This window comes from Alishewanella sp. HL-SH06 (assembly GCF_052656265.1).
Window position 1 is genome coordinate 1,219,109 of record NZ_CP199752.1, and the last position, 15,082, is coordinate 1,234,190.

Genomic DNA, 15,082 nt, shown 5'->3' on the forward strand with positions numbered 1-15,082 from the left:
AGCATGGCGTATTAGGCTTAAAAAAACCAAAAGGCGCCCTAAAGCGCCTTTATGATCGAAATCGTCTGCTTAATCGAACATCGATGAAATCGACTCTTCGTTGCTAATACGACGAATACATTCGGCTAATAAATCACTTAAGGTTAGCTGACGTACTTTGGGAATGGCTTTCATCGCAGCCGATAACGGCACGGTATCGGTAATAATGAGTTCATCAATAACCGAGTTGGTAATGATCTCAGGCGCATTACCTGAAAATACCGCATGCGTCGCGTAAGCAAAGACACGTTTAGCACCTTGCTCTTTTAAGGCTTCGGCTGCTTTACACAGTGTACCGCCCGTATCAATCATATCGTCAACGATAATACAGTCACGATCTCGTACATCACCAATAATATGCATCACTTGCGACACGTTCGCGCGCGGACGGCGCTTGTCGATAATCGCTAAATCAGTGTCATTTAACAGTTTAGCCACGGCACGCGCTCTGACTACACCACCGATATCAGGTGATACCACGATCGGTGATTGCAGATTTTTCTTGCGCATGTCATCCAGTAAAACCGGACTGGCAAAAACGTTATCCACCGGCACATCAAAGAAACCTTGAATTTGTTCAGCGTGTAAGTCAACCGTCAGCACACGGTCAACACCGACGCTAGACAGAAAATCGGCAACCACTTTCGCGGTGATAGGAACCCGAGCTGAACGTACACGGCGATCTTGACGCGCATAACCGAAGTAAGGCATCACGGCGGTGATCCGTCCGGCAGAGGCACGACGTAATGCATCAACCATCACGATCAGTTCCATCAAGTTATCGTTGGTGGGTGCACAAGTAGATTGGATAATAAAGACGTCTGAACCGCGTACATTTTCGTTGATTTGCACACTGACTTCGCCATCACTGAAGCGACCAACAGAGGCGTCTCCCAGTTTGATGTAAAGACGGCTGGCGATTTTGTTGGCAAGATCTGGTATGGCGTTACCAGCGAAAACCTTCATGTCGGGCACGGTAGGATCCTCAGGGCAGTGGTGAGTCCGGTTTAATCATTATAACGTCATAAAAGTTAAGTATACCCAGATTATTGTCAAACCGACCTATTATTACGTTGGCGTGTAACGTCCATGCACACTGTCATCAGGCTGCGTTGCCTGCAACGTATAACGTAATGATCGTGTTAGCAACTTATTCAGTAATACACTAACGTTTAGTGACATCAGCTGTTAGAGTCGGTATCTGTCAGCGCAGCCCATAATGGCGACTGGTTGACCCCTCTTGCGATAAAGCCATTGCATGATGCAGGCAAACTCGCTAGGGCATGTTGAGCACTGGCCGCGTCCGGGAATTCGGCGAACACACTTGCACCAGTACCCGTCATTCGACACGGGGCGTATTCTAACAACCACTGTAAGGTCATTGCAACAATCGGATACAGCTGTTCGACCAAAGGCTGGCAATCATTTTGCCAATTGCGTTGCATTAAATCAGCCAAAACCATGGTAGGCGTATCACGTTTTAATTGCGGGTGGCTGAAAATAGCCGCCGTACTAATATGACAATGAGGTGTCACCACGAGATAAATTTTTTCGGGTAATTCGACAGCTTGTAAGCGCTCGCCAACCCCCTCAGCAAAGGCAGTTGTGCCATGCACAAAAACAGGGACATCTGCGCCTAAGCGTAAACCCAGTTCGGCAAGTTGCTGGGTAGACAGGCCTAATTGCCATAACTTATTTAAACCATGCAGGGTCGTTGCTGCATCAGATGAGCCGCCGCCTAAGCCGCCACCCATGGGTAAGTTTTTTTCTAAATAAAGCTGACAGCCCGCTGCAGCGGGCGCAAAAGGTTTCAGCAGTTGAGCCGCACGATAAATTAAGTTATCGCTACCGTTAAGTGAAGGATCGCTACAACTTAGCGTTATTTCACCGCTGTTGTCTGCTTTGAAATGTAAGCGGTCACCAAAATCAAGCATCTGAAACAGCGTTTGCAGATTATGGTAACCGTCAGCGCGACGGCCTGTGATATGCAAAAATAAATTCAGTTTGGCCACTGCCGGTAACGAAAAACTCATGGTTGCCAGCTCCGGATCACTAAGCGAATGTGTGTATCGTCGCTGCTTAATTCTAGTTGCTTGGGTAACGAGAGCGCATCGGCAAAAAAGCTGCGATATGTTAATTGCCAGCGAATACCGGTGCTATCTTGTAACGTAAAGCGGGTTAAGCGTCCAGCAGCGTCATATTGCAACTCGGTGGCACTGGCGCCAGGTAAGCCGCGCAGCCATAACGGCATATCATGCAGCGGAATTGACCAACCGGCTAATTGCCACAACAAACTGCTGGCATCTGCCGCCTGATAACGTTCGCCTTTAACCAGTAGTTCTGAAAAGTTTGTTTGCTGGGTCAGTTCAAATAAACTGATACCGAGCATATTGGCCAGCCGAGCTTGAAAATCGTTGGCATTCATTTGCTGCCATCGCAAATTACCACTGATCGATTCATTCGGCGCTTTAATGCCCATCGATGCTTGTACGGTAAAACTTTGCATGGCGTTTAATTGTTGTTGTCGTGCCGCGGCGTTCATCACTGGCTCGGCGGGTGGAGCCTTGGGTTTTAGGCCACAAGCGCTTAATAAAGCCACAAAAACTAACATACTCCATCGGCTATTCGGTAATGACACACTAAAGTCCTTTGCTTTTGCTTTTATTAACCTGGGCTTTTTCGTACAATTCGCCCCCTACAGAAACCATGATACAGGTGATGGCTATTTTTGCACTAGGCATAAATCACAAAACGGCTCCAGTTGCGCTGCGCGAAAAGCTGGCTTTTGCACCCGAACAGGTGCCTGAGGCCTTGCAACAATTGGCAGCGAAACTGCAGTTGGTCGATGCAGTGATTTTGTCTACCTGTAATCGTACCGAGCTGTATTTTAGCGGTGGTGCTGAACAAGCCGAGCAAGTGGTGCAGTGGTTAGCACAGTTTCATCAATTGTCGTTACCGGATTTACAACAACATCTCTACTTATTTCAAGATCAGCAAGCGGTGCAGCATTTAATGCGCGTGGCGGCAGGGTTAGATTCTTTGGTGTTGGGTGAGCCGCAAATTTTTGGGCAGGTGAAGCAGTCTTATAATCAATCGCGCCAAGCGGGTACGATCCAGCCCTTATTCGAGCGGCTATTTCAAAAGACTTTTGCTGTTGCTAAAGACGTACGCACCGAAACAGAGATTGGCGCAAATGCGGTATCGGTTGCTTTTGCTGCCGTTACGCTGGCCAAACAGATTTTTGGCAAGTTAGATAATGTGCGGGTACTTTTGATTGGCGCAGGTGAAACCATTGAACTGGTTGCGCGGCATTTGTCTGAGCAGGGCGCAACTAAATTAAGCGTGGCGAATCGCACCTATGAGCGAGCCGAAAACTTGGCTAAGCAGTTTAATGCCCAAGTGTTAACCTTAGCGCAGGTGCCATCTCGTTTAGCTGAAGCGGATATTGTGATTTCCTCAACGGCCAGTACCTTACCTATTGTGGGCAAGGGTATGGTTGAGCAGGCGTTACGGCAGCGTAAGCACAAACCGATGTTCTTGGTTGATTTAGCTGTACCGCGAGATATTGAGCAGCAGGTGTCTGAGTTAGAAGATGCTTACCTTTACACCGTAGATGATTTACAAAGCATTGTGGCGCAAAATTTAAACCATCGACAACATGCCGCTGCACAAGCGGAGGTGATGATCGAATCGGGCGCCAACGAGTTTCAGCAATGGTTACTTTTACAGGATAAAGCCGATTGGCTGCGTGATTATCGGCAGCGTTGTGAACACGTGAAACAAGAATTGCTTGTCCGAGCGCAAAACCAGTTGGCCGCAGGGCAAGATCCCGAAAAAAGTGCTGCAAGAAATGGCCAATAAACTGAGTAATCGTTTAATGCACAGCCCAACGCAAGCCATTCGTCATTTATTACAATCCGAGCAACCGGACGCGTCCGAGTTGGTTAAGGTCTTAGTCGATTTATAATCAGGTTAACAGGTTAAAATGAAAGAGTCGGTATATCGTAAGCTCGAAGCCTTAGTAGAACGCTACGAAGAAGTGCAAGCGTTGCTAAGTGACGCAGGCGTTATTAGCGATCAAAAACGTTTTCGTGAATTATCAAAAGAATTTAGTCAGTTAGAAGATCTTAATAAAGCGTTTCGTAGCTATTGTCAGGCGCAAGACGATTTGCAAATGGCTGAAGAAATGCAAAAAGATCCCGATCCTGAGATGCGGGAAATGGCGCAAGAAGAGTATAAATCTGCTCGTGCCAGCATTGAAGCGCTTGATACTGAACTGCAAATTTTGTTACTACCTAAAGATCCGAACGACAGCAATAGCTGCTTTTTAGAAATTCGCGCCGGTGCCGGTGGCGATGAAGCCGCCATTTTTGCCGGTGATGTGTTTCGAATGTACAGCCGTTTTGCTGAAAAACAACGCTGGCGCTTAGAAGTGGTCAGTGCCAGTGATGGTGAGCACGGTGGTTTTAAAGAAGTTATCGCCCATATTCAAGGTGAGGGTGCCTTTGGTACCTTGAAATTTGAATCGGGTGGCCATCGTGTGCAGCGCGTACCCGCAACCGAATCGCAAGGTCGGGTGCATACTTCCGCTTGTACTGTAGCCATTATGCCGGAGATCCCAGAAAGTGAAGCCATTGAAATCAATCCGGCTGATTTAAAGGTGGATACCTACCGCGCTTCTGGTGCCGGTGGACAGCACGTTAACCGAACTGACTCCGCTATTCGGATCACTCACTTACCAACGGGTATCGTGGTGGAGTGTCAGGATGAGCGTTCGCAGCATAAAAACCGTGCCCGAGCAATGAGCGTGTTGCAATCTCGTATTCAAGCGGCCGAAGATGAAAAGCGCCGTTTAGCAGAGCAAGACACTCGCCGTTCATTAGTGGGCAGTGGCGATCGTTCAGAGCGCATTCGCACTTACAACTTTCCACAAGGCCGCTTAACCGACCACCGAATTAACTTAACCATTTATCGTTTAAACGAAGTGATGGAAGGTGAATTAGGCTTGGTGATTGAGCCATTGAAGCAAGAGCACCAAGCTGACTTATTAGCAGCGTTAGCGGATGAAAACCGTTAATGCAGCTGCAGCCTTGGTTGCAGCATAGCGCCGCGTTGCTGCAAAGCTGTTCTGAGAACCCGCTACACGAAGCTCGGCTGTTGCTCTGTCGGGTATTAAACTGCAGCAGCAGTTTTTTATATACCTATCCAGAGCGTCTGTTAAGTGCCACTGAACTGCAAGAGCTCGAGCGTATGTTAAAGCGGCGTTTAGCGGGTGAGCCCTTAGCCTATATTTTTGGTTACTGGCATTTTTTTGGTTTAGAGTTGGCCGTAGCGCCTAGTACGCTGATCCCTCGACCTGATACCGAAGTGTTGGTAGAGCATGTTTTAACATTACCCTTAACTGCTAATGCACGGGTGCTCGATTTAGGCACCGGCACGGGCGCTATTGCCTTAGCGTTAGCAAGCGAGCGCCCGACTTGGCAGATCACGGCGGTTGACCTACAGCCAGAGGCTGTCGCCTTAGCACAGCGTAATGCGGCTGCTTTAACGTTACCTCACGTGCAAGTGCAACAAAGCCGTTGGTTTAGCCAGCTTGCTGCAGAGCAATATCAATTAATTGTGAGTAACCCCCCTTATATTGAAGCTGAGGACCCGCATCTTTGTGCCTTACGTTATGAACCTTTGAGCGCTTTGGTGGCCGCCGATCAGGGCTATGCCGATTTGCAACATATCATCACTAATGCTCCCCAGCATCTGACCCCGGGCGGTTGGTTGTGGCTTGAGCATGGCTTTGAACAAGCGCCGCTGGTAAGACAGATGTTAGTTGCTGCGGGTTTTGAGGAAGTGAGTTCGGTGAAAGACTACGGTGGTCATTGGCGCATTAGTGGCGGTCAACTTAATTAGCTACCGGTAAGCAGAGCATTCTCCCTACTCCTTTCAAAAGAAACTTAATGCTCACTATCCGCTTTCTTCACGATTTGGTGGTTTAGCTTTTTTGTATGCGCGCGCTCCCATCATCATGCCCAACACTCAAGCCGATCGGATACAATTATTTTGACCTGCAACGAAAAGCAGCCTATAACCATGGTAAGTTTTTTTGGGAGGGAGCCTCAGTGATGTCTGAGCAATTTCTGTTTGCAGATGAACCAGAGTTAGAAACCACAGTATCCAATGGTACTTGGAAGGTATTGATCGTGGATGATGAGTCTGAAGTGCATGTAGTAACGCGTCTTGCACTGAGTGACTTCAGTTTTCAACAAAAAAAATTATTGTTTATCAGTGCCTACTCTGGCGCAGAAGCACAACAAATCATGTCTGAACAACAGGATATTGCCATCGTATTGCTTGATGTTGTAATGGAAACCGATGATGCCGGCTTACAAGTCGCGCGCTATATTCGGGAGCAGTTAAATAATCAATTTGTAAGAATTATTTTACGTACCGGTCAGCCAGGACAAGCCCCTGAGCGGCAGGTAATAGTGGATTATGATATCAACGATTACAAATCAAAAACTGAGTTGACGGCACAAAAGTTATTTACCGTTATGATGTCAAGCTTACGCTCTTACCGCGATATTATTTCCATCGAACAGAGTCGACAAGGCTTAGAAAAAATCATGGATGCCTCCGTCGATTTGTTTTCTGCACACTCGATGGAACAATTTATTGATGGTGTGTTGCAACAACTGACCTCAGTGCTCGGCTGTGATCAAGACGCTTTATTGGTCAGTTCTTCTTTAGTTGCAGGTAATGTACAAGCGAGCGACCCACATGAGCTGGTGGTGTTTGCTGGGCAAGGCGAATTTGAGCAAAAAGAAGGGCAACCTATTCAAGAGGTACTAGATAAACCCCTACTTGATGCCTTCGAGCAAGCGTTAAATTCTAAAGCTATTGTTTACCGAGATAATTATCTGGTTGCGTATTGCAGCAGTAAATTTACCCACGGGTCTTTATTATATGTATCTGGTTTACCCGGCCCGATGAGCGAAAGCCAACAAAAGCTGGTGCAGTTGTTCGCTCAAAATGTACAAATTGCTTATGAAAACGTGCAATTACAGCACGAAGTTGAAGATACACAGCGTGAAATTGTTTATCGGTTAAGTGAGGCTGTTGAGCAGCGCTCGGTGGAAACCGGCAATCACGTGCGGCGTATTGCCTTTATTTGTTATGAATTAGCCATTGCCTATGGTTTAGCCAAAGAGGATGCTGAATTACTGATGTATGCTGCGCCGTTGCATGATGTCGGTAAAGCGGGGATCCCTGATGAAATTTTAAATAAACCGGACAAACTCACCCCTGAGCAATGGTCCGTTATGAAGCAACACACCAACATCGGTTTTAACATACTCAAAGATTCGAAGCGCTCTATTATTCAGGCGGGCGCAATCATCGCACGTGAACATCATGAGCGTTGGGATGGTTCGGGCTACCCGGATGGTAAAAAGGCAGAAGAGATCCATGTGTTTGCGCGTATCGCGGCATTGGCCGATGTTTATGATGCGTTAAGGCATCGTCGCTGTTACAAAGACGCTTGGAATTTGCAGCAAGTCATCGCAGAGATTAATGCGCAAGCTAATCGGCAGTTTGAACCTAAAATGGTGGCGGCCTTTAACCAGATTGTAACGAAGCTTGAAGCTGTACTGCAAAAATATCCAGATAGTGGTAACGTAGCGCCACTTTAATTGATTGATATTCACAAGAGGTTGTTTTTTATGTATATGGCGTTTAAGCATATTCATTTGTTAATGGTGGCGTTAAGTGTATCACTGCTATTTATTCGCTTTGCTTTGCGTTTAAAAGACTCGCCGCTGTTGCAGCGTAAATTCTTTAAAATAGCGCCCCATGTGGTTGATACCTTTTTATTGTTATCGGCGGCGGCGTTAATGATCACCATTGCCCAGTATCCCTTTGTTAATCCGTGGTTGACCGAAAAAGTTATCGCGCTGTTTGCTTACATCGCTTTAGGTTTTTCTGCTTTAAAAGGCCGCACTGTCGCCATTCGTTGGTTATCGTTTTTAGGTGCATTGGGCTGGCTTGGTTTAATGATCCGGGTTGCCCTGAGCAAGCAGCCGATATTTCTTCCATTTTAATAAGCTAACCTGACGGATCTGTTATGCAAAACCACCTGATTAATGTTGCCGGTATTGATGTCGCCAACGATAAACCTTTTGTGCTGTTTGGTGGCATGAATGTATTAGAGTCTCGCGATCTCGCCATGCGTATTGCCGAGCACTACGTGCAAGTGTGTGCAAAATTGGGCATTCCTTATGTGTTTAAAGCGTCGTTTGATAAAGCGAACCGTTCTTCTGTGCACTCTTACCGTGGTCCAGGGTTAGAAGAAGGGTTACGTATTTTCGAAGAGATTAAACGTACGTTTAATGTGCCGCTGATTACTGATGTGCATGAGCCGCATCAAGCAGCGCCGGTTGCAGAAGTTGTCGACGTGATCCAATTGCCTGCTTTTTTAGCCCGCCAAACCGATTTAGTGGTGGCGATGGCGAAAACGGGCGCGGTCATTAATGTGAAAAAACCGCAGTTTTTAGCGCCGCATGAAATGCGCCATATTCTGAAGAAGTTTGCCGAAGCTGGAAATGAGCAAGTGATCCTCTGCGAGCGTGGCTCAAGCTTCGGTTACAATAACCTGGTTGTCGACATGCTGGGCATGGATGAAATGAAACAGTATGCGCCTGTCATTTTTGATGCAACCCATGCCTTACAAAAACCGGGTGGCCGTGAAGACTCTGCGGATGGCCGTCGTGCCCAAGCGGCACAACTGGCTCGCTCGGGTATGGCTTTAGGCTTAGCAGGGTTGTTTATTGAAGCACACCCTGAGCCTAATTTGGCTAAATGCGATGGCCCTTGTGCTTTGCCATTGGCTAAGCTCGAGCCTTATCTGGCGCAAATGCAGGCGTTAGATCAGTTGGTTAAAAGCTTTCCTGTGCTGGATACTTCAGCCAATTAAGTGTTGTTAGCAAAGCGCTATTGATGCTGACGCCTGTCAGCATCAATAGCGCTGTTTCACATAATGGATCACGTTATGAAACTGATCGGTTAATTGTTCAATCGTTTCCGCTACCGTACTTAAATCTGCTGTTTCCGCAATCTTCTCTAAACTCAACGCTTTGTTGGCCACTTGTAAAGCCCCGACACTCTTTGCCATGGCTTTTAATTGATGAGCTTCACTTCGAATGCCCTGACGCTGCTGACTCGTGTTTAATTGCGATAATTTCCTAATGACGGGGGTCGCTTCGCTAATAAAATAATTTAAATATTCTTCGTGCTTTACTGGGTCATTACCCAGGCAATTGGCTAAAGTGGTAAAACAAATCGGTGAGAGATTATTTTGCTCAACAGTATCTTGTGCTGATTCTTTAGCACTCTGTTTTAGCGGTAACCATTTTTGCATGACATTTTTTAGCGTGACCAGTTCAATCGGTTTGGTGATATAAGCGTCCATACCCACGCTTAGACATTTTTGCTCTTCGCCTTTCATCGCATTTGCGGTAATGGCGATAATACGAGTAAATTGGCTATCCTCTTGTCGATGTAAATCTTCTAAGCGAATAGCTTTGGTTAAATCATAACCACTGAGATTAGGCATATGCAAATCGGTTAATACCAGTGGGTAATGATACTCACGCCATTTTTCAAGAGCGATAGCGCCATCATCGGCTACTTCGACGGCATAGCCTAAAGCACTTAACTGTTCTACGATGACGCGCTGGTTCATTTGATTATCTTCAGCTAACAAAACCAGTTCACGATTTTTTCGTGCGGTTTCAATACTGGGAGCTTGCAATGAAGCTTGGTTAGTGGGTTGGATAATTTGTTTTGGACGCGCTTTTAGGCCGCAGATAATTTGTACGGCATCGAGGATTTGTGTGCGGCAAATCGGGCAACCATGCACATAAATAACATTATCAAATAGCAAGTCGGCTAATTCAGTTTGGTTAGTGATAATCACAAACTTTACACTTGATAATTTGGGGTGAGTGACCAAATGTGTTATTTCGCTTGCCGATATTTGTTCATAGGTCGCATCCAGCAACCAAATCGTCTGGGTTTTCGCATCTTCTCGTTGATTTTCGGCACGAAGATGCAGAGCCTCTAAACTCAGCACGATATCTAAGTTGGCTCCGCAAAATAGCAGGTAGTCTGATAAGTGATGTTGATTATCGCTATCTTGGCTAAACAGGCAAATAGATAAGTCTTTGAGTAAGCTTTGTGACAGATAACGAGCGTTTTCAATGCGGTGCATCGGCAGCCGTACTCGAAATTCAGAGCCTTTGCCCGGTTCACTCTTCGCATCTATCTCGCCATACATTAAAGAGGTGAGGTATTGGCAAATAGATAAACCTAAACCTGTACCGCCAAAACGCCGGGTGATGGAACCTTCTGCTTGGTTAAAGGGCTGAAAAACATAACTAATTTGCCGCTGGGTCATGCCGCGGCCGTTATCGGACACTGTCAATTGGATTTGGCTAAAATCCATGTTCTCTTCTAATAACCGAGCGCTGACCAATACCACACCGGTTTTCTCTGTTGTGGTTTCTGTAAATTTAATGGCGTTACCCGCCAAGTTATACAGAATTTGCCGTAAGCGTACAGGATCGCCCATTAAGCCATCGGGAATGCGCGGATCGATATAAATTTTTAAATCAATTTGTCGCTGATAGGCCACTGAGACTAAGATGCGGCCCACTGCTTCAATGATATCGACCAGCGACACGGGGATATTTTCAAGCTCAAGCTTGCCGGCTTCGATTTTAGAGAAATCCAAAATATCATCGAGGATCCGTAATAACGAAAACGATGATTCTCGGATCGTATCAGTCATGCGATATTGCGGATTACTTAATTCCGTTTTACGTAACAAGTCGATCGTGCCGATAATACCGTTCATAGGGGTACGAATTTCGTGGCTCATGGTGGCTAAAAAAGTCGACTTGGCTTCATTGGCTTTTTCAGCCGTTAATTTTGCAGTTTCTAAGGCATCGGTACGTTCTTTAATGCGATGCTCAACCTCTTGCTTTAATTGGCTGATGTTATCTTCTGAGGCTTTCAAGGCTTGTGTGCTTTGTTGTAGCCGATAAAACACGGTATTGATTTGCTCAGCTAACAGCCCAAAGACATCTTTTTCATGGCTGTCAAAACCGGGTACAAACTGTTCTTTCTCTAAGGCGTTGCGTGTGCCTAAGACCAAAGGCAGTAACCGCTCCCTAAAATATTGCGATAAGTGATAACTGATGCCTGCGAGTAACAATAACCCCGTGACTAGCCCGATAAATAACGCAAATAGAGCGGGTTGATAATTGGGCGGGGGCAGTAATTGTAATGACACTAAAACTTTATTTGTTTGTCCTGGTAAAATGCGGTGCACAATTAGTAAATCGTCTTGGCGAATGGCCATATTTGAGAGGGTCGGTGAGGGCACCACATTTGGTAAATTTTCCGTATTGAATTCAAGCTCTATACCTTTGGCCGTCACGCTGTAAAGATAGAACGCTCGGCTGGGATCATTATTGCGCGCTTGTAAAAATAACTGCTGTTGTAAGACTTTATCATCAGTGGGCACCAGACTAAGGCTTTGTGCCAATACCATACTTTCTGCAGTGAGTCGTTGCAGTTGTTCAGAACTGCGCTGCGCAGAAGCGGTAAACCAGCCAAATAACCATGTTTGAATGGCAAGACAAATAAGTAAAATTATCGCCAACCGAAAAAATATTGGTTTAGTAAAATGGGTGTTTTCCATTGACCTTCCATAGCGTTAAATGAAACAAAATTAACCGAAACTGCAATTTTCTAGCTTAACAAGTTTCTGCCAGCAAAAGCAGTAATTTTAGCAGTTTGTTTTTAGCTTCTCGCAGTATATTTAGTACTCGAAAACGGTCTTTTTGTTCAAGTTATAAGCTGTCAGTATGCTTTTCAAAAATATTTATTGACTTAACTCGGCAAAATCCGTTTAATACGCCGCATTGCCCAGATAGCTCAGTCGGTAGAGCAGCGGATTGAAAATCCGCGTGTCGGTGGTTCGATTCCGCCTCTGGGCACCATAAATTTTGGTGCCATTGTTTAACATTTTACAGTGTCGCTGCCGCTTTAGCTCAGTTGGTAGAGCAACTGACTTGTAATCAGTAGGTCATCCGTTCGACTCGGATAAGCGGCACCATCCTTTTGCCCAGATAGCTCAGTCGGTAGAGCAGCGGATTGAAAATCCGCGTGTCGGTGGTTCGATTCCGCCTCTGGGCACCACTATAGTTAAAACGCCAGCCTTGTGCTGGCGTTTTGCTTTTTATCGCCCTCGGCGTCATCTTCGATTACTCGGCGCATCCTGCGCCTCGCCCTGCGGGCCAGCAAAGCTGTTCCACATCGTTCCCGACGATGTGGTCCGCCTCTGGGCACCACTATAGTTAAAACGCCAGCCTCGAGCTGGCGTTTTGCTTTTTATCGCCCACGGCGTCATCTTCGATTACTCGGCGCATCCTGCGCCTCGCCCTGCGGGCCAGCAAAGCTGTTCCACATCGTTCCCGACGATGTGGTCCGCCTCTGGGCACCATTATAGTTAAAACGCCAGCCTCGAGCTGGCGTTTTGCTTTTAAAAATCGAATTGAGCCTCCTATCAATCCACAGAAAATTCCGTTCAGTGAAATAGGCAAACAGCATTGTCTTTGTTAAGCTCTCAGGTGTTAATTCCTATAATCACAATAAAACTGGAGTCCACCTGTATGAAGTTTGCCTTAACCTTATTGGCTGCCGCGGTCTTAACCGCTTGCGGCGGTGCTAAGCAAGATGTCGTCCCGGAGCAAAATGTGACTGTCACTCAGCAACAAAGCACAATTAACTACCCCCAGAGCCGCCAAGGTGATGTGGTTGATAACTATTTTGGTACGCAAGTCGCCGATCCTTATCGTTGGTTAGAAGACGATCGTAGCAGTGAGACTGAAAGCTGGGTAAAAGCGCAAAACGAGAGTACTTTCGCATATTTAAAACAGATCCCATTTCGGGATCAGATCCGCGATAAATTACAGCAATCGTGGAACTATGAGCGGATTAGCGCACCGTTTAAAGAAGGTGATTACACCTATTTTTACAAGAATGACGGTTTACAAAATCAGTTTGTGTTGTATCGCCAAAAAGGCGATGGCGCTGCCGAAGTGTTTTTAGATCCCAATACTTTTAGCGCTGACGGCACAACGTCCATGGCCGATATTCAATTCTCTGCAGACGGTAAACTGGCCGCTTATGCCATTTCAGAAGGCGGCAGCGATTGGCGTAAAGTGATCGTCATCGACACTGAGACCAAGCAACAAATTGGCGATACGCTGATTGATATTAAGTTTAGCGGTATTGCTTGGCAGGGGAACGAAGGTTTCTATTACTCTAGTTATGACAAACCCGATGGCAGTGAACTCTCTGCCATGACTGATCAGCACAAGTTGTACTACCACAAGCTTGGCACGCCTCAATCAGCGGATCCGGTCGTATTCGGTGCCCTAGATGGCCAGAAACATCGTTATGTAGGCGCTGAAGTGACAGAAGATAATCGTTATTTGTTAGTGTCCGCTGCGGTGTCGACGTCGGGTAATAAGCTTTTCGTGAAAGATCTCACCCAACCCAATAGTGAGTTTGTTGCGATTGTTACCGATACCGATTCAGATGTGGATCTCGTGGACAGTGACGGTGATATGCTCATCTTAGCAACTAACCGTGATGCGCCTAATCGTAAAGTGGTGAAAGTGTCGGCAAAAGCACCGCAGCCAGAAAATTGGCAAGTGCTGATCCCGGAAACTGAACATGTGCTGCGTATTAGTAGCGGAGCAGGCTTTTTATTCGCTAATTACATAGTCGATGCGATTGCCAAGGTAAAACAATATGATATGAACGGTCAGTTGGTTCGCGATATCGAATTACCTGGTTTAGGCAGCGTGGGCGGCTTTGGTGGCAAAAAAGAGGCGGATACGCTGTATTTTAGCTTTGCTAACTACATTACACCGGGTTCTATTTATGCGTTTGAGCCAAAAGCGGGTGAAACTTCGCTGTATAACCAGCCGAAAGTGAATTTTGATCCAAGCAACTACGTGTCTGAGCAGGTCTTTTACACCTCTAAAGACGGTACTAAGGTGCCGATGATCATCAGCTATCGTAAAGATTTAAAACGCGATGGCAGCAACCCCACCATCTTGTACGGTTATGGCGGTTTTAATATCAGCCTAACCCCATCTTTTAGCGTAGCGAATGCGGTATGGATGGAAATGGGCGGTATTTATGCGGTGGCCAATATTCGTGGTGGGGGTGAGTACGGTAAAGCCTGGCATAACGCCGGTACACAATTACAAAAGCAAAATGTGTTTGATGACTTTATTGCTGCGGCTGAATATCTGCAAACAGAAAAATACACTTCCAAAGAAAAAACCGCTGTTCGCGGTGGTTCAAATGGCGGTTTATTGGTGGGTGCAGTCATGACACAACGGCCAGAGCTGTTCAAAGTGGCGATCCCGCAAGTGGGTGTACTTGATATGTTACGTTATCATACCTTTACCGCCGGTGCGGGATGGGCCTATGATTACGGTACGTCAGAGCAATCAGCCGACATGTTTAACTATCTGCAAGGTTACTCGCCAGTACACAACGTGAAAGCAGGTATCACTTATCCTGCTACCATGATTACGACAGCCGATCACGATGATCGCGTGGTGCCTGCGCATTCGTTTAAGTTTGCTGCAGAGCTACAGGCCAAAGCCAGCAAAGCAACGCCTCAGCTTATTCGCATTGACGTTAATGCAGGGCATGGTGCGGGTATGCCGGTGGCGATGGTGATTGATCAAGCCGCAGATATTTACAGCTTTACGCTGTTTAATATGGGCTATAGTCAGTTACCGAAATAAGCGCTTCATGGCGAAGGGTTATGGCGTCTTCGGACGCCATTTTCGTTTTCAGTAGCGATAAGTTGCCAAGGTGTTGCTAAAACGGCCGTGGCGTATTAAGCTGCGTGCCCTTTTTATTTTGTTAGCTTAGCGCTATCTGGCAAAATAACATCGCCAAC

At 46.4% G+C, this 15,082-nt stretch carries 10 protein-coding genes, 3 tRNA genes and 1 pseudogene; 10 read left to right on the forward strand and 4 right to left on the reverse strand.

Features of this window, described 5'->3' with window-relative positions:
- Positions 1–69: 69 nt before the first annotated feature.
- From ACUJFK_RS05650 to lolB, 3 genes are all read right to left on the reverse strand, one after another.
- A complete protein-coding gene (locus ACUJFK_RS05650; protein WP_226749689.1) occupies positions 70–1,014 on the reverse strand; it encodes a ribose-phosphate pyrophosphokinase in 945 nt (314 codons plus the stop codon).
- A gap of 206 nt (positions 1,015–1,220) precedes the next feature.
- Positions 1,221–2,072 (reverse strand): 4-(cytidine 5'-diphospho)-2-C-methyl-D-erythritol kinase, encoded by an 852-nt coding sequence (ispE, locus tag ACUJFK_RS05655; RefSeq protein ID WP_306176984.1) that lies wholly within the window; start codon positions 2,070–2,072, stop codon positions 1,221–1,223.
- A complete protein-coding gene (lolB, locus tag ACUJFK_RS05660) occupies positions 2,069–2,677 on the reverse strand; it encodes a lipoprotein insertase outer membrane protein LolB (RefSeq protein ID WP_306176983.1) in 609 nt (202 codons plus the stop codon). Before lolB ends, ispE begins: the two co-directional genes overlap by 4 nt.
- 80 nt (positions 2,678–2,757) lie before the next feature.
- On the opposite strand from lolB, the pseudogene hemA reads away from it, so the two are divergent.
- From hemA to kdsA, 6 genes and pseudogenes are all read left to right on the forward strand, one after another.
- Positions 2,758–4,006, forward strand: a pseudogene (gene hemA / locus ACUJFK_RS05665) (glutamyl-tRNA reductase).
- 18 nt (positions 4,007–4,024) lie between these two features.
- Complete coding sequence (gene prfA / locus ACUJFK_RS05670; protein WP_226749693.1) at positions 4,025–5,116, forward strand: peptide chain release factor 1; 1,092 nt, start codon at positions 4,025–4,027, stop codon at positions 5,114–5,116.
- Positions 5,116–5,943 (forward strand): peptide chain release factor N(5)-glutamine methyltransferase, encoded by an 828-nt coding sequence (prmC, locus tag ACUJFK_RS05675; RefSeq protein ID WP_306176982.1) that lies wholly within the window; start codon positions 5,116–5,118, stop codon positions 5,941–5,943. Before prfA ends, prmC begins: the two co-directional genes overlap by 1 nt.
- 212 nt (positions 5,944–6,155) lie before the next feature.
- Entirely contained in the window at positions 6,156–7,721 is a 1,566-nt protein-coding gene (locus ACUJFK_RS05680) for a DUF3369 domain-containing protein (RefSeq protein WP_226749695.1), read from the forward strand.
- Positions 7,722–7,751: 30 nt separating this feature from the next.
- Positions 7,752–8,129: a SirB2 family protein gene (locus ACUJFK_RS05685; RefSeq protein WP_226749696.1), complete on the forward strand. Its 378-nt coding sequence runs from the start codon at positions 7,752–7,754 to the stop codon at positions 8,127–8,129.
- 23 nt (positions 8,130–8,152) lie between these two features.
- Positions 8,153–9,001, forward strand: a complete 849-nt coding sequence (gene kdsA, locus ACUJFK_RS05690; protein WP_226749697.1) for a 3-deoxy-8-phosphooctulonate synthase — start codon at positions 8,153–8,155, stop codon at positions 8,999–9,001.
- A gap of 42 nt (positions 9,002–9,043) precedes the next feature.
- Here the strand turns inward: kdsA and ACUJFK_RS05695 are convergent, their stop codons facing one another.
- Positions 9,044–11,791, reverse strand: coding sequence for an ATP-binding protein (locus tag ACUJFK_RS05695; RefSeq protein ID WP_445426314.1), 2,748 nt, complete (start codon positions 11,789–11,791; stop codon positions 9,044–9,046).
- 225 nt (positions 11,792–12,016) lie between these two features.
- On the opposite strand from ACUJFK_RS05695, the gene ACUJFK_RS05700 reads away from it, so the two are divergent.
- The 4 genes from ACUJFK_RS05700 (at position 12,017) to ACUJFK_RS05715 (ending at position 14,924) form a co-directional block, all read left to right on the forward strand.
- Positions 12,017–12,092 (forward strand) — tRNA-Phe (locus ACUJFK_RS05700).
- 40 nt (positions 12,093–12,132) lie between these two features.
- A tRNA-Thr gene (locus tag ACUJFK_RS05705) sits at positions 12,133–12,208 on the forward strand.
- Positions 12,209–12,215: 7 nt separating this feature from the next.
- Positions 12,216–12,291: transfer RNA gene (locus ACUJFK_RS05710), tRNA-Phe, on the forward strand.
- Positions 12,292–12,764: 473 nt separating this feature from the next.
- Positions 12,765–14,924 carry a prolyl oligopeptidase family serine peptidase gene (locus tag ACUJFK_RS05715; RefSeq protein WP_445426315.1) on the forward strand — a complete coding sequence of 720 codons (2,160 nt, stop codon included), beginning with the start codon at positions 12,765–12,767 and terminating at the stop codon, positions 14,922–14,924.
- Positions 14,925–15,082 lie beyond the last annotated feature (158 nt).